Here is a 20,230-nt window from a genome sequence, read left to right on the forward strand (position 1 = left end):
TGGAACACTTTGCGTAACTTTGCTACATGAGTGTACACATAGGCGCTAAAAAAGGCGACATCGCAGAAACTATTTTATTGCCGGGAGATCCATTAAGAGCAAAATGGATAGCTGAAACATTTTTTGAGAACCCAATATGCTTTAACGAGGTTAGAGGTATGTATGGCTACACTGGTGTTTACAAAGGTAAGCGCGTATCAACCATGGGCTCTGGTATGGGTATCCCCAGCATATCTATTTACGCAAATGAATTAATAAAAGAATTTGGTGTAAAAAATTTAATTCGTGTTGGTAGTGCTGGCTCCTATCAAAAGCATGTTAAAATTAGGGATATCGTCCTAGCTATGGCTGCCTCTTCTACATCTGGCGTTAATGAATTACGTTTTGGAGGTGCAGACTATGCACCTACCGCTGACTTTGAATTGTTTATAAAAGCCGTTGAAGCAGCAAAAGCTAAAAATATTCCCATTAAGGCAGGTAATGTATTATCATCTGATGAATTCTATGAAGATGATATAGAATCCTATAAAAAATGGTCAAAATTTGGTGTGCTCTGCGTAGAAATGGAAGCTGCTGGTTTGTATACCGTGGCTGCTAAGCACAATGTTAGTGCCTTAGCCATACTCACTATATCAGATTCATTAGTTACTGGCGAACATACTACAAGCAAAGAAAGAGAGACGACGTTTAAAGGAATGATAGAAATTGCTTTAGAACTGGCCTAGGCGTATTTAACATTCTTTTAAAAACAAAATCACTTTTCTAAGTTATATTTGAGACTATTAACCAATCATTCTCATCATGAAATATTTTCTAGCCACAGTATTACTCTTATTTTCATTTTCACTGTTTGCACAAGACACGTCGGATAAAGCCCAAATAGAAATAACACTCAATAATTATATTGATGGTTTTTATAAGGGAGACACTTTAAAACTAAAGGCAGCACTAAAACCTAGACTCTATAAATTTGGCTATTGGAAAAACAAAGACACTGGTGACTATGAATATTATGAGCAGCTGACATACGATAATGCCCTTAAAATGGCACGAAACACTAAAGAAAAAGGCAAGATACGCACAGAAACAAAAATGCGTAGTGTTAAGGTACTAGAGATAAGTAACCATATTGCGGCAGCCAAAGTAACTGGGTTTTGGGGATTGGATTACGTACTTCTTTCAAAAGATAATGGCAAATGGATGATTGAGCAAGTCATTTGGGAAGGTCCATTTGAAGAAGAATTCATTGAAAAGTCTCATAAAACGACAACATACTATTTAATAAGACATGCAGAGAAAGACCGTTCTGATAAAACCAATAGAGATCCTCATCTAACCGAAGACGGATTAAAACGTGCTGAAAATTGGGCAAATATATTGAAAGATGTTAAGTTTGATATGGTCTATTCTACGGACTATAACAGAACAAAGGAAACGGCCGCACCTACAGCTAAAGTAAATAATATTGAAGTGACATATTATGACCCAAGAAACATGAATTCTAAAGAATTTATGGAAATGACTAAAGGTAAAACTGTTCTAGTTGTAGGTCATAGTAATACCACACCAATGTTTACGAACAGTCTTTTGGGCGAAAAAAAATACGAGATGATTGCCGACGATAACAATGCCAATCTATATATTGTTACTATTACGAAAGATTCAAAAACATCGAGTGTTTTAAAAATTGATTAGGTCAAAAAAGAATATTTTCTTGATTTAAGGATAAAAATCATATTGATTATTGTTGTATATCATTCAACTTTATCGATAAAAAAAGTAGTTATTTACGTTTATAGGGTTTTAGCACCAATACGCCGATAAAAAACATAAATCTAAAATTAAATAATTAGATTTGGCTCAGTAAACTTAACCATATTAGCCTAAATTTTATGAAGACAGTTATGTTATTAGGTGGCACTAAAGGTGTTGGTAAAGAGATCCTTAGGGCTTGTCTAGAAAAGGGATATAATGTTGCTTTTTGCGGTCGGGATGCTAAACTTGCCAACGACATTATTGAATCCTCAAATTCCAAGGACAAATTATACTTTCATAAAATTGACCTTAATAGCATTGATGGTATAGAAGATTACTTTAATCAGGCTATTCAAAAATTTAAAAAAATAGATGCTCTAATTCTTTATGCGGGTATTACTCCTGTATCCTCCATTATTGATACTACAGAAGACACTTATGACAAAGTTTTTAATGTAAACTTAAAGGCTCCTTATTTTTTATTAAAGCATGTTTTAAAGTCTATGATGAAATTTAAAACAGGATCTATTGTCTTTTTTGGTTCTGCGCATATGGATTATGGTCAAGAAGATAGAACAGCTTATGCTTTAACCAAAGGCACGCTATATACGCTCTCTAATCACATTGCGCACCATTATGCTAAATATGGTATTAGATCAAATTATTTAGTCATGGGCTGGACCAATACAGAAGGGGAATTGCAACTACGTGCTCAAGAAGGGATTAGTGAAGAAGCATTGAAAAATGATGCAGGAAATATCATTCCAATGGGACGTATGCTAAATCCATATGATCCTGTGCCAGCGGTCATGTATTTTATATCAGATGATTCGGCCATGACAACGGGATCAATTATGAGAGTAACTGGTGGAGAATATATCTAGAGTGCTTAACATGACTTCTAACTTAATATACTTTTCTCAATCCTCAGATCTTTTTGAAGGGCCAATATTCGACAAAGAAAATGAACTTCTATATTTTGTTTCAATCCTCGATGGCCTCGTATTTTGTTATAATCCAAAAACAAAAGAAATTCTAAGTGTTAAACTAGATTCTCCAACCAGTAATATCTATCTTGTCTCGAATAAAATTGTATTAGTAGCTTCAAAAAATGGATTTTATGAAGTAGATTTTAAAACCTTAACGTTAACGTTTAAATTTCAAATTGATATAGATCCAATGGTGCGATACAATGATGGTATAGAGGATACGGCAGGAAGATACATTATTGGCACCATGGGTTATCCAATGGTAAAAACAGGTATTGGCAATGTATATTCTTATCATAAGAATGAATTTAAAATAATTATAAAAAATACAACGATTTCTAACGGATTGGCATTTTCATCAGACAACCAAACACTTTATTTTATAGATACACCAACCAAGAAAGTTGCTAAATACAGCTACGATATAGGCACTGGTGATGCTGAATTTATTGATTATGTTATAGAGTTCAAGAACAGTGGCAGCCCAGATGGCATGTGCATTGATAAAAATGGTATGTTGTGGATTGCAGAATGGGGCGGCGCATGTGTGTCTCAATGGAACCCATTAATCGGAAAAAAAGTAAACGAAATAACCATTCCTTTTACTAATGTCACGTCTTGTTGTCTTGACAATGAATCTAATCTTTATGTGACAACAGCCAAAGATGAAAGCTCATCAAATTACCAAAATGGAAGCGGATTATTTCACATAAAAATAAATTAAGATATAACCATGAACCCTATTAAAATTAGTGTCATCGTTCCTATTTATCGAATAGAAGATTACTTACCAAAGTGTATTGAGAGTCTCTTACAACAATCATTTAAAGACTTTGAATTGATATTAGTTGACGATGGTAGTCCAGACAACTGTCCAAAAATATGTGATGATTATGCAAAATTAGACCAAAGGGTTAAGGTAATCCATAAACCAAATGGTGGCCTATTGTCTGCAAGAAAAGCAGGATTAGATGCCGCTTTAGGAACGCATATTGCATATGTTGATGGTGATGATTGGGTCGACCATTTTTATCTAGACACCCTATATAAACTTGCTGTGGCCAATGATGCAGACCTAGCTGTTACTGGTCATTTCAGAGAATTTGATGGAAAAATAGAGACTATAAAACCAAATAATCCTGGATTCTATAACGAAGAGCGTATAAAATCCGAAATTCTACCTAATGCTATATACAATGGAGAATTTTGTGAGCACGGTATGTCCACCTATGTTTGGAATAAACTCTTTAAAAAAGAACTTTTGATTAAAGTGCTTTATGATATATCCAACGATGTTGTCATGGGTGAAGATGCTGCAATTACCTATTCATATTTGGCCATTTCAAAACAGTTAGTAATTAGCAAAATACCATTGTATTATTATAGACAAAGACATGACTCAATTGTAAAATCCGTTGAAGATCCAAAAACTGAATATTACAGATTAGGACTTTTAATGAATTTCCTAAAAACAAAACTTAGCCCGGTTTTAGACAAATACAATTTAGATAAACAAATTACCTATTATTTATATTCACAGATTTTAGTTAGGTCTGGAGGACTCACCTATAACCAACAAAAAGACTCCTGGTTTAATCCATTTTTAAAGACAACCAAGGACTCTAAAGTAGTAGTTTATAGTTCAGGGTCATTTGGACAACATATTCTGTCCACAAATTTAAAAACAGATTATTTTAAGATCATAAAATGGATAGATGTAGACTTTCACGATTTAAAAATTGGAGAAAATACAGTAAATCCAATTAGTAGCATTTCCAATAATGAGTTTGATTATCTTATCATTGCAACTATTAATCCCTCCACTCATAAATCTTTGAAAGAAGAATTGGAGTTAATGGGAATTGATAGTTCTAAGATTGTAAAAATTGATACGGATATCACCAAAATCCAAAATCTGATCGAAGATTTAGGTTTTGATCAAAATTTCATTTTCACAAAAAAAACGAATTAAATTCCTTAGACTAAGTTCTAACTACTTAAAAAAAATCATAATGAAGAAAATAATTATACTTGGCGGTAATCCTGAAACTGGTGTATTAGTTGAAGTTGCCAATAATATGGGCCTACACACAATCGTCATTGACCCTAATCCAAATGCTCCTGCTAAAAAGTTTGCTGCAGAAACCTATGATATAGATGGTTTTGACATTGATGGCATTGTCAAAGTTGCCAAAGATAATAATGTTGACGCTGTTCTTGTAGGTGTTGCGGATATTCTAGTAAAACCATACAAAGAAATTTGCGAAAGACTTGGCTTACCTTGTTATGCAACCAAAGAAACTATTGACGCATTTTGTAGTAAAGATGGATATAAACGTTATTGTGCAGAGCATGGCGTACAAGACATCCCAGGTATTTACCTTAAGAAAGGTGAGCCAATAACCAAACCAAAAAATGTTGATCTACCTTTAATGGTTAAGCCTGTTGATAGTGGTGGTGGTGTTGGTATGAAAATTTGCCGAGATGAAGAAGATTATAACGAAACGGTAAAAACTGCATTAAAATTCTCAAAAAAAGGGATTGTACTTGTTGAAAAATATATGGATTCTAATTGTGACGATATGGCGGTATATTATACGTTTAAAGACGGCGTACCCTACTTATCAGCAACGTATGATAGACTATTAACCAGATTACAAGGAAATTCTAGCCCTATTGCATTAGGAACTGTATATCCTTCTAAATATACAGAAGTCTTTGTTAGAGATGTTCACCCTAAATTATGTGAATTATTTAAAGCAACAAATGTAAAAAGTGGTATAATTAACGTTCAATTCTTTGTAGAGAATGGCAAATTCTATAGTTATGACCCAGGTTTCAGGCTTCAAGGCGAAGCACCTCACATTCATTTAGTAAATACAAACGGTTTCGACCATAGAAAAATGTTACTCAAATTCGCACTCACTGGTGTGTTTGGTGAATCAAATTTTTCAGAACAAAATGATTACTATTTAGGCGGTAAGATAGCATGTTCTATTTGGGTATTACTAAAAGACGGTAAAATAGATAATATTGAAGGCTTCGATAAGATTAAGACACACAAAAATGTAAAGTACATTGTTGAAAGATTTAAAGAAGGAGATACCGTCGCTCCAGAAATGGTAGGAACAGAAAGACAAGTTCTTTATAGAATATATACAGTATCTGATTCTATCTTAGAATGTAATCAAACAATAGATGATATCAAAAGCAGTTTAAGTGTTAATGACTCAAATGGAAATGATATGATAATAGAATGGTTAAAACCATGGAATATTGATGACTATAATTTCAAAAAATAAAACTTTTTTTATTAAAACTCTATAACTTAAATACCTATGAATAAAAACATATTAGAATCCTTTAGCTTAGACGGTAAAAAAGCTATTGTAGTTGGCGGTGCTGGCGATTTAGGCATATCTATGGTTGAGGCATTAGCAGAAGCAGGTGCTCAAGTTGTTGTAATTGACCTTGATGACAGAGTATTTGAAATATGTAAAAATTTCAAAGAAAAAAAATTAAATGTCGACCCCGTTAAAGCCGACGTAAGTCAAATTGATGAAGTCAAAAAGTCTTATGCAGCCGCATTAGATTTACTTGGAGGAAAATTAGATATTTTAGTAAATTCCGCAGGTATTCAAAGAAGATATCCAAGTGAAGACTTTCCTGAAGAAGAATGGCGAAAGGTAATTGCAATTAATTTAGATGCCACTTTTTATTATTGCAAATACGCGGCGAATACCATGCTAGAAAACAATGGCGGTAAAATAATTAACATAGCTTCTCTGATGAGTTTCTTGGGCGGAATTACAATTCCAGCTTATGCTGCCTCAAAAGGCGGTGTTGGGCAACTTACAAAAGCGTTATCAAACGATTTAGCAGCAAAAGGTATATGCGTCAATGCTATTGCTCCTGGATATATGGACACTCAGTTAAATACGGCATTAATCAACGATAAAAAAAGAACTGATGAAGTGTTTATGAGAGTACCCATGAAGCGCTGGGGAACAGGTGAAGATTTAAAAGGTTTAACAGTGTTCTTGGCTTCGCCTGCAAGTGACTATGTAACAGGCACAATCATCCCTGTTGATGGTGGCTATTTAGGAAGATAAATAAGTTCTATGAGACAAAATTATCACTAAAATATTAGGTGATAATTTTGTCTTTTTTATTTTTCAATCAGATCTACAGTTATATTGTCAAGTTCAATTTTAGATAATAATTTTAACCTTTCATTCTTAAATGCCCTCGCCAAATCTGAAAGTGTTATTGTAGCGTCTTTGGCTTTATAATTATTATAATCCACAAAACGCAATCCATTAATATAGCGCTCATTATAAGCCTCTCTAAAGCGCATACCTATACCATCTTCTTCGCTATATGAATATGCCAAGTAAACAACTTTAAATTCCTGTTTATCAATCCAATATATAAAAACATCTTCGTAGTCCTCCCCTCCACCTTCCTTATCAAATGTGATTTTAATTTTGAAATAATTCTTATCCTTGATTTGCTCTTCTTCTAATAGTGCTTTATTTACAGCCTTATCGTTTAAACCAAATGGTAAAACAGAAAAATAGTGCACTGAATTGACTGAAGCCTTATATTTTACTGCCATAGAATCTTCAACTTTAACAAACTCTCCATTTATCATTCTCTTGAATCCAGAATTATCAATAAAATCTGTGATACTTTCACTTTCTTTCTCAAAGGTTCTAGAAAACACAAACCTACCTTGATTACGCTTTGCAGCATAATTCATATTTCTAAAATCAAATTGGATAGTAGAATGATTGAAACTTTCACCACCAGAAAACTCTATGGATTTACTTATAACATCATCTGCAGCTAATAGCTCTAACTTTGCTTTTTTCTTGCAACTATAAACAGAAATGACCAAAAGTAAAATAAAAATTCGTTTCATGATAAATTATTAAAGCCATACAGTCGTAAAATTAAGGGTTTGATTACAATGCTTTCTAACTTTAAGGATTACCTTTCTTCTGTAGAACTAAATTTTGTGAAAAAATATATAAAATTTAGTTTCACTTCAGGAACCACTTTGTCAGTCCATAAATTTTATCATTTGGTTCTTAAAAACTGTCAAATAAAAAATTTCATGTACTTTTAGCATCCATGCAAAAAACGGTTAACATACTTAACAAAAAGGCAAAATTTCAGTACGAGATATTAGATAAATATACGGCTGGAATTGTACTTACAGGAACTGAAATAAAATCTATCAGATCCGGAAAAGCTTCTATTGCCGAAAGTTTTTGTGAATTCAATGAACGTGGCGAGCTCTTTGCTATTAATATGACCATTCAAGAGTATGCCTTTGGCAACTACTACAATCATAGGCCAAAAGCGGAGCGTAAACTCTTACTTAATAAGCGTGAACTTAAAAAACTCGAAAAGGAGGTCAATATAAAAGGCAACGCCATTATTCCTATACGCCTATTTATAAATGATAAAGGCTTGGCAAAGCTGGATATTGCTCTGGCAAAAGGAAAAAAACTCTATGACAAGCGCGAGACGATTAAGGATCGTGACAACAAGCGCAGCCTAGACCGTATTAAGAAAAGTTTCCGATAACTTTAAGATTGCTATAACTTTCACTAGTACTTTTTTCATCTATGTTTGAAATCGCATAGGCAACCATTTATTAATTTTTAGCGTCTATGTAAATAGAGACACAATATTTGTGTCCGATTATCAACCATCAATCAAAAACAAATGAACAGAAAATTACTCGTTTTTTTATGTCTTGCACTTAGTTCTATAATTTCTGCACAAGTTGTAGGTACCATTACCGATGCTCAAGGAGAAGCGCTTCCATTCGTTAATATCCTAGTCGAAAACACGTACAAAGGCACTACAAGTAACGACGACGGTTATTATGAGCTAAATATTTCCGAACCAAAAGCTTACACCATAGTTTATACTTTTTTGGGTTACAAAACCGTAAAGAAAACGGTTACTATTGATACCTTCCCTTATAAAATAGATGTGCAGCTAGAAGAAGAATCCGTTACGCTTGGCGAAGTCGTTTTAGATGCCGAGAAGAATCCTGCAAATGCTATTATAAGACAAGCCATAGCAAAGCGAAAAGATAATCTTGAAAAAATAAACTCTTACAAAGCCGACTTCTATTCTCGTGGTTTAATTAGAATAAAAGATGCTCCCGAAAAATTTATGGGCCAAGAGATAGAAATTGATGGTTTGGACTCTACAAGAACTGGCATCATATATCTTTCTGAAACGATTTCTAAATTACAATTTCTTAGTCCAAATAAGCTAAAAGAGAAAATTACAGCCTCAAAAGTCAGTGGCGACAGTAATGGATTTAGCTTTAATAATGCCAGTGATGTTGACTACAATTTTTATAACAATACTATTGAATTTGGTAATGAAATTGTCTCACCTATTGCAAATAATGCCTTTAGCTATTATCGTTATAAGCTAGAAGGTGTATTTTTTGATGATCGTGGTAACCTCATTAATAAGGTTAATGTCATACCAAAGCGTGACAATGACCCCGTGTTTTCTGGTAGTATTTATATCATTGAAGATCAATGGGCTATTTATGCCGTAGAGTTAGACATAACAGGCATTCAAGCACGTATTCCGGCAGCAGATATTTTATCCATAAAACAAACATTCTCATATTCTGAAGCAAACAAACTTTGGGCCATAATCTCACAAAGTCTTGATTTTAGTTATGGTTTTTTGGGCTTTAAGGGCGATGGTCGTTTTACAGCAGTGTATAGCAATTATGAATTTAATATTCCATTGACAAAAAAAGACTTTGGCCCAGAAGTAGTAGCCTTTGAAAATGAAGCTAACAAGAAAGATTCTTTGTTTTGGAGTACCATAAGACCTGTGCCTCTAACCCTTGAAGAAAAAACAGACTACGTTAAAAAAGACAGTATCCAACTGGTTAAGGAATCTAAGCCTTATTTAGATTCCATAGATCGCAAAAACAATACGTTTAAGTTAGGTGATGTTTTAGGTTATACCTATCAAAATTCCCATAAAGACATTCGCTTGGGCTTTGATATTCCAATTGGAGGAATTCAGTTTAACACTGTTCAAGGATACACTGCAAGAGCTAATGTTTTCTTTACCAAAAATTATGATGACTTTAAACGATTTTTTAGGGCCAATGCAAGCTTACAATATGGTTTTTCAGACGATCGTTTGAGAGCAACAGGTTCCCTAACCTACAAATTCAACAATACAAGCAGACGGTTTTTAACACTTTCGGGTGGCGTGAGTACTGAGCAATTTAATCCTTCAAATCCCATTACACCGTTCATCAATTCCGTAAGCACCTTATTCTTTGAAGACAATTACATGAAACTTTATGATAGAAGTTTTATACAGCTTAACTATTCTGAAGAGTTGTTCAATGGCTTTAGGTTGTACTCAAATTTGAGCTATGAACGCCGAAACGCATTATTTAATACCACTGACCAAGTATTTACCAATGAAGATAGTGACATTTATACAAGTAACAATCCATTAGATGAAACGGCCTATGGTGTTGCACCATTTGAGACTCATAATATTGTAAAAGCCAATGTAACAGCTCAAATCAACTTTGGCCAAAAGTACTTAAGCTATCCCGATAGTAAATTCAATATTGGCAGTGACGCTTATCCTACCCTAGTTTTGAGTTACGAGAAAGGCTTTAGTGCTACAAATAGTGATTATAATTTCGATCAGGTCAAAGCAAGACTATATCAATCCTTTAATATTGCAGACAAAGGCCGTTTTAGATACAATCTTAGAGCAGGAAAGTTCTTTAATGCAGACGATATTGCTTTTATGGATTACCAACACTTTAATGGTAATCAAACACATGTAAGCACACAAGGTAACTATACTAACGTATTTAATAATTTACCATATTATGCAGGTAGCACCAATGATGCCTATTTAGAAGCACATACTGAGCATGACTTTAATGGCTTCTTACTGGGTAAGGTGCCACTATTAAATAAGTTGAACTTTAATTTAGTAGTTGGTGCTCATTTATTAGCAACACCAGATTTTAAGCCCTATCAAGAATATACAGTTGGTATTGATAATATTGGTTGGGGAAAATGGCGTTTCTTGCGTGTAGATTATGTGAGATCTTACCAAAGCGGATTTCAAAGTGATGCCATTTTGTTTGGGCTAAAGTTCTTTTAATTAACTTTATGGTTTATCATTCCAGTGTGTCACACTGAGCATGTCGAAGTGTTGGCAGGAATCCATTAGAATATTAGATTAAGACATTATGAAAAAAGTTGTCATACTATTTTTTCTTGTATCACTTAGCTTAAATGCCCAAGAAGAAACCAAAGACTATTCAAAATACGTCATCTCTTTAGACAGCACAATAGAGACCTTATATGCTGTCATTTCTGGTGATGCAGGTGTAGAACGTGATTGGGCATTGTTTAAATATCTATTTCATAAAGATGCCAAGTTAATTCCTACCGGTAAAAACAAAGATGGAAAACACGTTGCACGTTATATGACACCTGATGACTATATCAAATCCTCTGGAAAATGGTTATTCGAAAATGGCTTTCACGAAGTAGAAATCAACAGAGAGACGCAAACCTTTGGCAATATTACCCAGGTATTTAGTACTTACGAATCTTTTAAAAGTAAAAGTGATACAGAGCCTTTTATGCGGGGTATCAATAGTATTCAATTAATGAATGATGGTCAGCGTTGGTGGGTTATTAACATTTATTGGATGCAAGAATCTGAAGATAGCCCAATTCCTGAAAATTATCTACCGAAGAATTAGTATTTGACTGCCATTTTGGTTGGATTGAATAATTTTGAATTGTTAATAGTCTTGCTAGAATTTCTAATTTTTATCCTCCAATAAAGGTACAAATCGAAATTCACCAAGCTCATGCTTTTCAAATTCTTTTGGACCTTTTCTTATAAAAAGTGTCATGACTTGAACATCTTCACCAACTGGAATAACCAATCGTCCATCAACTTTAAGTTGACCCAATAAAGGTTTCGGTACAAAAGGCGCTCCTGCCGTTACTATGATGCTATCGTAAGGTGCTTCTTCAGGCAAACCTTTATAGCCATCACCAAAAATTAGTTTTTTAGCTCTATAACCTATTTTGGGTAAAAACTTAGAAGTCTTTTTAAACAACTCTTGTTGACGTTCAATACTATATACTTTCGCTCCAAGTTCAATTAAAACGGCACATTGATAGCCACTACCTGTTCCTATTTCCAAAACCTTATCATCAGGTTTTACCTGTAATAACTCCGATTGAAAAGCTACTGTATAAGGTTGCGAAATGGTTTGGTCTGCAGCAATAGGAAACGCCTTATCAACATAGGCATGATCAATAAATCCAGAGTCCATGAATAAATGCCTTGGAATTTTGCCAATAGCCTTGAGAACGGCTTCATCCATAATTCCTTTATTCACAAGCGTTTCAACCAATTGTTGACGCATCCCTTGATGCTTAAATGTATCTTTCAAATCTTAGTTTAGTTTCACGCTAAATTAACTTAAAGATAGGCAAATTCCAATCTCTAGATTCAATTATTGAATTCGTAGTTTTTTATATTTTCTTTTTTACATTTTTGATTCAAAACGCCTATTTTTGTTAAAAACTGAAAAATATGCTAAAAGCTGGTGTTCTTGGTGCTGGTCACCTTGGTAAAATTCATCTACGATTACTTAATCAGTCCACAAAATATGAGCTTGTAGGCTTTTATGATGCGGATCCAGAAAATGCAAAACGCGTTGTCGATGAGTTTGGATACACTTACTTTGATTCCATTGATAATTTAATTGAGGCTGTAGATGTTGTAGATATTGTAACACCTACCCTTTCACATTACGATTGCGCTAAAAAAGCCATTAAAAAAGGGAAGCATATTTTCATAGAAAAACCAATCACGAATACCGTTGAAGAAGCTGAAACCATTAGAACCTTGGTTGCAGAGCATGGCGTTAAGGGACAGGTTGGTCATGTAGAGCGTTTTAATCCTGCATTCATTGGTGTTAAAGATAAGATTGAGAACCCTATGTTTATTGAGACCCATCGTTTGGCAGAATTTAATCCGAGAGGAACGGATGTACCAGTAGTATTGGATTTAATGATTCATGATATTGATATTATCCTCAGTGTGGTTAATTCTCCTGTTAAGCACATTTCTGCAAGTGGTGTTTCTGTAGTTAGTGAAACTCCAGATATCGCCAATGCTCGAATAGAGTTCAAAAATGGTTGTGTTGCCAATCTTACAGCAAGTCGCATATCGTTAAAAAATATGCGAAAAACACGTTTCTTTCAAAAGGACGCTTATATTTCCGTTGACTTTTTAGAAAAGAAATGCGAAGTTGTAAAAATGAAAGATGCACCTGAGAATCCTGGTGATTTTGATATGATTCTTCAAAACGCTGAAGGGATCAAAAAGCAAATCTATTTTGACAACCCTGAAATTGAAAACAACAACGCTATTTTAGACGAGCTCGAGACCTTTGCTGATGCCATCAATAACAATACAAAACCTATTGTAACATTGCATGATGGTACAGAAGCTTTGCGCGTAGCAAATATGATTATCAATCAATTTTAAGTTAAAAAGGTCACTAAGGTTCTCGAAGTGACCACCATTTTCAATTGGCGTGACTTCGAGAACCTCAGTCACCAAAAAAATATATCGATGAAAAACATAGCAGTAATTGGAGCAGGAACAATGGGGAACGGAATTGCCCACACCTTTGCTCAATCTGGATTTAAAGTACAACTTATAGACATTAGTGAAGCTTCTCTTGAAAAAGGTATGGCAACCATTTCTAAGAATTTAGATAGAATGGTAACTAAGGAAAAAATTTCTGAAGACGACAAAGCAGAAACGCTCAATAATATTTCAACTTTTACAAATATTGAAGAAGGCGTTAAAAAAGCGAGTTTAGTTGTTGAAGCCGCAACTGAAAATGTAGATTTAAAGTTAAACATTTTTAAACAACTCGATGAAGCATGCAATGCGGATACCATTTTAGCTACAAATACATCTTCAATTTCTATTACACAAATAGCTGCAGTAACATCTAGACCAGAAAAAGTTATAGGCATGCATTTTATGAATCCAGTACCAATTATGAAATTGGTGGAAATCATTCGAGGTTATAGCACTAGCGATGATGTCACTAATTCCATAATGGAATTATCCAAAACTCTAGGTAAAACTCCTACAGAAGTTAATGATTACCCTGGTTTTGTGGCCAATCGTATTTTAATGCCAATGATTAACGAATCGATCGAAACGCTTTATAATGGTGTGGCGGGTGTTGAAGAAATAGATACAGTCATGAAATTAGGTATGGCTCATCCTATGGGACCTTTACAACTTGCCGACTTTATAGGTCTAGATGTATGTCTTTCCATTTTGAATGTGATGTACGATGGTTTCAAAAACCCAAAATATGCACCTTGTCCTTTACTCGTCAATATGGTAAGAGCTGGGAAACTAGGCATAAAATCTGGTGAAGGATTTTACGATTATTCTGAGAGCAGAAAAGCAGAGCATGTTTCAAAACAATTCGTTTAATTGGTGAATTACATTCAGCTTTGACAATCATTCGATGTTTATTTTTTGTACTTTTTCTTGTTTCATGTAAGCAAAATGACAACACGTCTGAAACTGTCAATAATCAAATTGATCCTAGTTCTAATACGGAAGTAAGCGAAAAGTATAAGGATGACTTTAAATTACTTTTTCTTAAGAATTCTGAATACATAGCAGATAGTTTTGATTTTCCAGTGGGTAAACCTGACGCACAAGGTTATTACAATGCTCAAAAGTTTCAAGAAAACAATCATTTAGGTGATGATTGGAATGGCGTGAGTGGTGGAAATTCAGATTTGGGTGATACAATTTACGCCATAGCAAATGGTTATATTAGTGAAACAAAAGATTATAGAGGTGGTTGGGGAAATGTTGTTAGAATAGTACATTTATATAATGGTGAATTATATGAATCCTTGTATGCACATTGTGACACAATTACAGCTAAACAAAATAATTTTATAACAAAAGGAGATAAAATTGCGACTATCGGTAATTGCGATGGTGCATATTATGCACATCTCCATCTAGAAATTAGAGATTCTTTAGGTATGGATATTGGCGGAGGCTATTCAACAGAGACAAAGGGTTATTTAAACCCAACAGAATTTATAACCAAAAACAGAAAATAAGAATTGGCAAAAATAATTCCATTTAAAGCAGTAAAACCTACAAGAGCCATAGTTGGTCTTGTTGCTGCACGTCCTTATCAAAGTTACACTGTTGATGAGCGCGAGTCACGCATGGACTATAATCCTTTTAGTTTTCTTCATATAGTTAATCCTGGTTACAAATATGCTCAAGAGGTAACCGGAAAAGAACGTTATAAGTTAGTTAAAAACCGTTATGAAGAATTTAAGGAAGATGGTGTCTTTATTCAGGATGAAAAACCCTCCTATTATGTTTACAAAATTGTGAATCGACATGGTCAGGAATTCAATGGTATTATTGCAGCTACATGCGCTGAAGACTATGAAAATGATATCATTAAAAAACACGAAGATACTATAGCGAAGCGCGAACAAACCTTTAAAACTTATTTAAAAACCGTAGGTTTTAATGCAGAACCTGTATTGCTCACGTATCCAGATAATGATGTAATTTCAGCGATTATCAAAGGAACTCAAAAAGGACATGCCATTTTCGAGTTTACAATGACGTATAGAGATACACATTACCTTTGGAAAATAGACAACGAAGATACCATAGCCATAATTAAGTCAGAATTTGAGCAAATGAATACTATCTATATTGCAGATGGCCACCATAGATCAGCATCTTCGTTTCTCTTGTATAAAGATGAAAAAAATAAAAATCCTAATCACAACGGCACGGAATCTTACAACTTCTTTATGTCATATTTGATTCCAGAATCTGATTTAGTGATACACGAGTTTAATCGTTTAATTAGAGATTTGAATGGTCTGACAAAAGAAGAATTCCTTATTAAATTAGACGAATACTATCGTATTGAAAATAGAGGTCAAATACCTTATAGTCCTTCCAAGTCACATCATTTTAGCATGTATCTTGATGGTGAATTTTATTCATTATATCTGCGAAAGGCTAATTACAAATTTAATTCTGCATTAGACAGACTAGACGCACAGTTGTTATATAAAACCATATTACAACCCATTTTAGGAATTAATGATTTACGCAATGATAATCGCATAGCATATGTTAACGGTAGGCACGAAATGATTACAATAAAAACCAGTGTGGACAGCAGCGAGTTTAAAGTTGGTTTTGGTATGGTTCCATCTAATGTTGAGCAGATGAAAAAAATAGCAGACGAGGGCTTAAAAATGCCACCAAAAAGCACTTATATATTACCCAAATTAAGAAGCGCAATTACAATTTATGAGTATTAGTAAAAACCTACAAGCTATTAAATCAATCTTACCAGACCATGTTAATTTAGTGGCTGTTTCAAAAACCAAGCCTATAAGCGAATTGATGGAAGCTTATGATGCTGGTCAACGCATTTTTGGAGAAAACAAAATCCAAGAAATGGCTCAAAAGTATGAGCACATGCCAAAGGACATTCAATGGCATATGATTGGTCATGTTCAACGCAATAAAGTGAAGTATATGGCTGAATTTGTAAGCTTAATTCATGGTGTTGACAGCTTCAAACTTTTAAAAGAAATCAATAAGCAGGCGCAGAAATACGATAGAGTCATCAACTGCTTACTTCAAATTAAAATTGCAGAAGAAGAGAGTAAATTTGGCATGTCTAAAAAGGATGCTTCTACTCTACTTCAGTCAGAAGAATTTTCAGAACTACAACATATTAACGTTATTGGTTTAATGGGAATGGCAACGTTCACAGATGATATGGCACAAGTCGAAGGTGAATTCAAATTTTTAAAATCTACTTTTGAAGAATTTAAAATCATCAATCCAGAACTAGAAACCATCAGCATGGGAATGAGCGGAGATTATAAGCTCGCTATAGATTGTGGCAGCACAATGATTAGAGTGGGAAGTAGTATATTTGGTGCAAGAAATTATAATTAAACAACAACTCAACAACTTAGCTCATATACGCAATACTAGACATAGAAACTACTGGAGGAAAGTACAATGAAGAAGGCATTACCGAAATAGCCATTTATCGATTTGATGGTCATAAAGTTACCGATCAATTTATTTCTTTAGTCAATCCAGAACGGGAAATTCAACCATTTGTGGTCAATCTTACTGGCATTAATTCCAACATGCTCAAAAATGCTCCCAAGTTTTATGAAGTTGCGAAACGTATCGTAGAGATTACTGAGGATTGTATTCTTGTAGCCCATAATTCTGATTTTGACTATCGCATTCTTAAAACTGAATTTAAGCGTCTTGGTTTTCCCTTTAAACGCAAAACACTATGCACCGTACAATTATCGCAGCAGCTTATTCCAGATATGGAATCCTACAGCTTAGGCAAATTGACACGTGCACTAGGTATACCTGTGAGTGATAGGCATCGTGCCAATGGAGACGCTATGGCTACAGTGAAATTGTTTAAAATGCTGTTGAACAAGGACACGGATAAAACCATTATAAAAAACGCGGTAAAAATTGAACAAAAATCGAAATTAGCATCTAATCTCAAAGACATTATTGAAGAATTGCCAAGTGACACAGGTGTATATTACATACATGATGCTAATGGAAATATAATATACATCGGTAAGAGTAACAACATTAGAAAGCGCATAACACAACACTTTACTAATAAAAACTCGAAGTCAAAAAAGATTCAGGTGCAAGTTGCTGCTGTGACCTATGAAAAAACTGGAAGTGAACTCGTTGCACTTTTAAAAGAAAGTGAAGAAATAAAGGCCAACAAGCCTATTTTGAATAGAGCCTTAAAACGAAATCAATTTACACAAGGTCTTTATAGTTTTAGGGATGATAATGGTTATATAAATCTCAGAGTTAGTCATATTAGAACCAATGAAAAACCCATTACCACATTCACCAACAGAAAAAGCGGTACTTCATTCATAAACCGAATGGTGGAAACATACGAGCTGTGCAATAAATTATGTGGTCAAGAAAAATCTGAAACAAGCTGCTTCGATTATGGCATCAAAGCTTGTCATGGCGCTTGTGTAAACGAAGAAAGTCCTGAAAGCTATAATAAACGTGCCAATGTAGTTATTGAAAAAAACAGCTATGACAACAAGGACATGATTCTTATTGATAGAGGAAGAGATATTGAAGAAAAAAGTGTCATTCTGATTGAAGACGGTATTTTTAGAGGCATAGGTTTTTTTGATTTAAATCATCAAATCAACAACCGTGAAATATTGGAATCACTCATTACACCAATGCAAAACAATAGAGATACCCAGCACATTATCCAAAGTTATATGCGAAGAAATAAACGACTAAAAATAATAGAACTTCAAAAACAATGAAATTAAAGCTTACACTAATAACCTTACTATTTTCTCTACACTGTATTGCTCAAGATTATAATGTTGATATGCAGGTTTACAAAAGTGATGTATCTCAGACCTCTTATGCGAGAGATTCTACAGCCAATGCATTAGTCATTTATGACTACGGCAACAGTTTTATAGATAAAGAGACCTTTTGGCTAAGGTGCCAAGTGAAACAAAAGATAAAAATCTTGAAAGCGGAAGGTATTGATCGTGGTGAGATTGAAGTAAAACTTTACAAGGGCAAATCTTCTAAAGAAAGAATTAAAAATATAAAAGGCGCAACATATAATTCAGAAAACGATGAAATGGTAAAAACCATTTTAGAACCCAGTGCCATATTTAGAGAAGAAAATGAAAATTATACATTGGTTAAATTCGTTCTTCCAAAAGTCAAAGTTGGAAGTGTTATAACTTACAGTTATGAAACGCAATCACGTTTCATAACAAAATATCAACCTTGGTACTTTCAAGGTCCAGATCCTGTTTTATATAGTGAATACAACACAAGTATTCCAGCCAATTACGATTATCACGTCAAGTTAGTCGGTGGAAGACTATTAGATGTTAATGATGTGACTATAGAATATAACTGTTTGGAAGTAGGAAGAGGCGGTGCAGCAGATTGTACAATAAGGAAGTATGTCATGACAGATATTCCTGCATATAAACCCGAAAGTTACACCACTACATCTCTCAATTACATTTCTAGAATAGAATATGAACTTAATGAAGTAAAGCGTTTTGATGGAGGTGTTGATAAGTTATCAAAAACGTGGGACGATGTTGATAAGGAATTAAAAACTGATGCTGATTTTGGTAGACAAATAGGCAAGAGAAGTTTGGTCAAGAATCTTTTACCATCCGATATCATGTCGATTGAAGACCAATTAGAAAAAGCGAAAACCATTTATCAATTTGTATTAGAAAATTACACCTGGAATGGCAAATCAGAACGTTATGATGTTTCTGTGAAAGAGCTGTTGAAAGAAAAAAATGGTAGTGTTTTTGAAATAAACATACTTTTAGAAAACCTACTCAACAGTGAAGGTTTTCAAGTATATCCTGTGCTGATATCGACAAGAGAAAATGGATTGCCAACTACAATATACCCAATCTTGACAGACTTTAATTACCTCATCTTAAAAACTACCATAAATGGGAAAGATTACTTTCTCGATGCAACAGATCCCTATTTGGAATTTGGGGAATTACCTTTTAGATGTCTAAACCAATATGGAAGGTTAATGGATTTTGAGAATGAAAGTTCTTGGGAGGACATCAAACCACAAGGGTATTCGTTAAGAAGTCATAGAGTGAATCTCAATTTTGAAGATGATGCCTTTTTTGGTAAAGTAGAAAGTAAGTTCACCGGATACCATTCACATGGTCCAAAACAAGGTTATTTAGAAAATCCAATTGCCTATAAAGAAGGGAAAATCAATTCGAATGCAGATTTTTTAATTGAAAACCATGAAGTACTTGATTTTGATAAAACTAAATCTGATTTTAAAGAGATACTTGAGTTATCCATTGAGCCAGAAATAATTGGTAATAAAATTTACCTTAATCCTTTTATTTTCAAGTTCTTTACAGAGAATCCTTTTAAACTAGAAGAGCGTTCATATCCAATAGACTTTGGTTATAAGGATATCTATTCCTACAGCATGAAGCTTCACTTAGGAGAGAATTTAAAGGTCGCTGAAATTCCCAGTAACATAAGTCAAAAGCTTCCAAATAATTCTGGGACATTTATTTTCAATGTTGAATCTAATGGTAATAATGAGTTGACCCTTTACTTTAAAGTAAAATTTGATTTAGCGATTTACGCTCCTGAATATTATGACTATTTAAAAAAATTCATGAGTCAAGTTGTAGAAAATCAAAATAACACTACCATTGTATTAGAAAAGTAATAATATTACTTTTTGTATTTTT

At 33.9% G+C, this 20,230-nt stretch carries 19 protein-coding genes; 17 read left to right on the plus strand and 2 right to left on the minus strand.

What is annotated here, in order from left to right; translation table 11 throughout:
• Positions 1 to 26: 26 nt before the first annotated feature.
• From deoD to H7F21_RS10130, 7 genes are all read left to right on the plus strand, one after another.
• Complete coding sequence (gene deoD, locus H7F21_RS10100) at positions 27 to 725, plus strand: purine-nucleoside phosphorylase (protein WP_185789144.1); 699 nt, start codon at positions 27 to 29, stop codon at positions 723 to 725.
• 76 nt (positions 726 to 801) lie between these two features.
• Complete coding sequence (locus H7F21_RS10105) at positions 802 to 1,695, plus strand: histidine phosphatase family protein (protein WP_185789145.1); 894 nt, start codon at positions 802 to 804, stop codon at positions 1,693 to 1,695.
• A gap of 197 nt (positions 1,696 to 1,892) precedes the next feature.
• The gene (locus H7F21_RS10110; protein WP_185789146.1) at positions 1,893 to 2,639 is read left to right on the plus strand and encodes an SDR family NAD(P)-dependent oxidoreductase; all 747 of its coding nucleotides are present in this window, start codon (positions 1,893 to 1,895) and stop codon (positions 2,637 to 2,639) included.
• A 10-nt stretch (positions 2,640 to 2,649) separates the two neighbouring features.
• A complete protein-coding gene (locus H7F21_RS10115; RefSeq protein ID WP_185789147.1) occupies positions 2,650 to 3,468 on the plus strand; it encodes an SMP-30/gluconolactonase/LRE family protein in 819 nt (272 codons plus the stop codon).
• Positions 3,469 to 3,477: 9 nt separating this feature from the next.
• A complete protein-coding gene (locus H7F21_RS10120) occupies positions 3,478 to 4,716 on the plus strand; it encodes a glycosyltransferase family 2 protein (RefSeq protein WP_185789148.1) in 1,239 nt (412 codons plus the stop codon).
• A 40-nt stretch (positions 4,717 to 4,756) separates the two neighbouring features.
• Entirely contained in the window at positions 4,757 to 6,046 is a 1,290-nt protein-coding gene (locus H7F21_RS10125) for an ATP-binding protein (protein ID WP_221892461.1), read from the plus strand.
• 36 nt (positions 6,047 to 6,082) lie between these two features.
• Complete coding sequence (locus H7F21_RS10130) at positions 6,083 to 6,856, plus strand: SDR family oxidoreductase (RefSeq protein WP_185789149.1); 774 nt, start codon at positions 6,083 to 6,085, stop codon at positions 6,854 to 6,856.
• 56 nt (positions 6,857 to 6,912) lie between these two features.
• Here H7F21_RS10130 and H7F21_RS10135 read toward each other — a convergent pair whose 3' ends face one another.
• The gene (locus tag H7F21_RS10135) at positions 6,913 to 7,668 is read right to left on the minus strand and encodes a DUF6503 family protein (RefSeq protein WP_185789150.1); all 756 of its coding nucleotides are present in this window, start codon (positions 7,666 to 7,668) and stop codon (positions 6,913 to 6,915) included.
• A 212-nt stretch (positions 7,669 to 7,880) separates the two neighbouring features.
• On the opposite strand from H7F21_RS10135, the gene smpB reads away from it, so the two are divergent.
• The 3 genes from smpB to H7F21_RS10150 all read left to right on the plus strand — a co-directional run bounded on the left by smpB (position 7,881) and on the right by H7F21_RS10150 (position 11,550).
• On the plus strand, positions 7,881 to 8,339 hold the full coding sequence (gene smpB, locus H7F21_RS10140) for an SsrA-binding protein SmpB (protein ID WP_185789151.1): 459 nt from the start codon (positions 7,881 to 7,883) through the stop codon (positions 8,337 to 8,339).
• 141 nt (positions 8,340 to 8,480) lie between these two features.
• Complete coding sequence (locus H7F21_RS10145; RefSeq protein WP_185789152.1) at positions 8,481 to 10,940, plus strand: DUF5686 and carboxypeptidase regulatory-like domain-containing protein; 2,460 nt, start codon at positions 8,481 to 8,483, stop codon at positions 10,938 to 10,940.
• 88 nt (positions 10,941 to 11,028) lie between these two features.
• Entirely contained in the window at positions 11,029 to 11,550 is a 522-nt protein-coding gene (locus H7F21_RS10150) for a hypothetical protein (RefSeq protein WP_185789153.1), read from the plus strand.
• A gap of 63 nt (positions 11,551 to 11,613) precedes the next feature.
• Here H7F21_RS10150 and H7F21_RS10155 read toward each other — a convergent pair whose 3' ends face one another.
• The gene (locus tag H7F21_RS10155) at positions 11,614 to 12,255 is read right to left on the minus strand and encodes a protein-L-isoaspartate(D-aspartate) O-methyltransferase (RefSeq protein ID WP_185789154.1); all 642 of its coding nucleotides are present in this window, start codon (positions 12,253 to 12,255) and stop codon (positions 11,614 to 11,616) included.
• Between the two features lie 143 nt (positions 12,256 to 12,398).
• Here H7F21_RS10155 and H7F21_RS10160 point away from each other — a divergent pair, with 143 nt between their 5' ends.
• From H7F21_RS10160 to H7F21_RS10190, 7 genes are all read left to right on the plus strand, one after another.
• Entirely contained in the window at positions 12,399 to 13,358 is a 960-nt protein-coding gene (locus H7F21_RS10160; protein ID WP_185789155.1) for a Gfo/Idh/MocA family protein, read from the plus strand.
• An 87-nt stretch (positions 13,359 to 13,445) separates the two neighbouring features.
• A complete protein-coding gene (locus H7F21_RS10165) occupies positions 13,446 to 14,333 on the plus strand; it encodes a 3-hydroxybutyryl-CoA dehydrogenase (RefSeq protein WP_185789156.1) in 888 nt (295 codons plus the stop codon).
• Positions 14,334 to 14,353: 20 nt separating this feature from the next.
• On the plus strand, positions 14,354 to 14,983 hold the full coding sequence (locus tag H7F21_RS10170) for a M23 family metallopeptidase (protein WP_221892462.1): 630 nt from the start codon (positions 14,354 to 14,356) through the stop codon (positions 14,981 to 14,983).
• 3 nt (positions 14,984 to 14,986) lie between these two features.
• The gene (locus H7F21_RS10175; RefSeq protein ID WP_185789157.1) at positions 14,987 to 16,225 is read left to right on the plus strand and encodes a DUF1015 domain-containing protein; all 1,239 of its coding nucleotides are present in this window, start codon (positions 14,987 to 14,989) and stop codon (positions 16,223 to 16,225) included.
• Positions 16,215 to 16,874 (plus strand): YggS family pyridoxal phosphate-dependent enzyme, encoded by a 660-nt coding sequence (locus tag H7F21_RS10180; RefSeq protein ID WP_185789158.1) that lies wholly within the window; start codon positions 16,215 to 16,217, stop codon positions 16,872 to 16,874. Before H7F21_RS10175 ends, H7F21_RS10180 begins: the two co-directional genes overlap by 11 nt.
• A gap of 23 nt (positions 16,875 to 16,897) precedes the next feature.
• Complete coding sequence (locus tag H7F21_RS10185) at positions 16,898 to 18,268, plus strand: exonuclease domain-containing protein (protein WP_185789232.1); 1,371 nt, start codon at positions 16,898 to 16,900, stop codon at positions 18,266 to 18,268.
• Positions 18,265 to 20,208, plus strand: a complete 1,944-nt coding sequence (locus H7F21_RS10190) for a DUF3857 domain-containing protein (RefSeq protein WP_185789159.1) — start codon at positions 18,265 to 18,267, stop codon at positions 20,206 to 20,208. The genes H7F21_RS10185 and H7F21_RS10190 overlap by 4 nt, the downstream gene beginning before the upstream one ends.
• Positions 20,209 to 20,230 lie beyond the last annotated feature (22 nt).

Source organism: Winogradskyella flava (assembly GCF_014243395.1).
Taxonomy (GTDB): domain Bacteria; phylum Bacteroidota; class Bacteroidia; order Flavobacteriales; family Flavobacteriaceae; genus Winogradskyella; species Winogradskyella flava.

Bases quoted from the DNA above. Each gene is read 5' to 3' on its own strand.
- deoD (WP_185789144.1), top strand. From the start codon at position 27: ATGAGTGTACACATAGGCGCTAAAAAAGGCGACATCGCAGAAACTATT.
- H7F21_RS10125 (WP_221892461.1), top strand. From the start codon at position 4,757: ATGAAGAAAATAATTATACTTGGCGGTAATCCTGAAACTGGTGTATTA.
- H7F21_RS10180 (WP_185789158.1), top strand. From the start codon at position 16,215: ATGAGTATTAGTAAAAACCTACAAGCTATTAAATCAATCTTACCAGAC.
- H7F21_RS10110 (WP_185789146.1), top strand. From the start codon at position 1,893: ATGAAGACAGTTATGTTATTAGGTGGCACTAAAGGTGTTGGTAAAGAG.
- H7F21_RS10130 (WP_185789149.1), top strand. From the start codon at position 6,083: ATGAATAAAAACATATTAGAATCCTTTAGCTTAGACGGTAAAAAAGCT.
- H7F21_RS10150 (WP_185789153.1), top strand. From the start codon at position 11,029: ATGAAAAAAGTTGTCATACTATTTTTTCTTGTATCACTTAGCTTAAAT.
- H7F21_RS10120 (WP_185789148.1), top strand. From the start codon at position 3,478: ATGAACCCTATTAAAATTAGTGTCATCGTTCCTATTTATCGAATAGAA.
- H7F21_RS10105 (WP_185789145.1), top strand. From the start codon at position 802: ATGAAATATTTTCTAGCCACAGTATTACTCTTATTTTCATTTTCACTG.
- H7F21_RS10135 (WP_185789150.1), bottom strand. From the start codon at position 7,668: ATGAAACGAATTTTTATTTTACTTTTGGTCATTTCTGTTTATAGTTGC.
- H7F21_RS10145 (WP_185789152.1), top strand. From the start codon at position 8,481: ATGAACAGAAAATTACTCGTTTTTTTATGTCTTGCACTTAGTTCTATA.
- H7F21_RS10115 (WP_185789147.1), top strand. From the start codon at position 2,650: ATGACTTCTAACTTAATATACTTTTCTCAATCCTCAGATCTTTTTGAA.
- smpB (WP_185789151.1), top strand. From the start codon at position 7,881: ATGCAAAAAACGGTTAACATACTTAACAAAAAGGCAAAATTTCAGTAC.
- H7F21_RS10165 (WP_185789156.1), top strand. From the start codon at position 13,446: ATGAAAAACATAGCAGTAATTGGAGCAGGAACAATGGGGAACGGAATT.
- H7F21_RS10190 (WP_185789159.1), top strand. From the start codon at position 18,265: ATGAAATTAAAGCTTACACTAATAACCTTACTATTTTCTCTACACTGT.
- H7F21_RS10160 (WP_185789155.1), top strand. From the start codon at position 12,399: ATGCTAAAAGCTGGTGTTCTTGGTGCTGGTCACCTTGGTAAAATTCAT.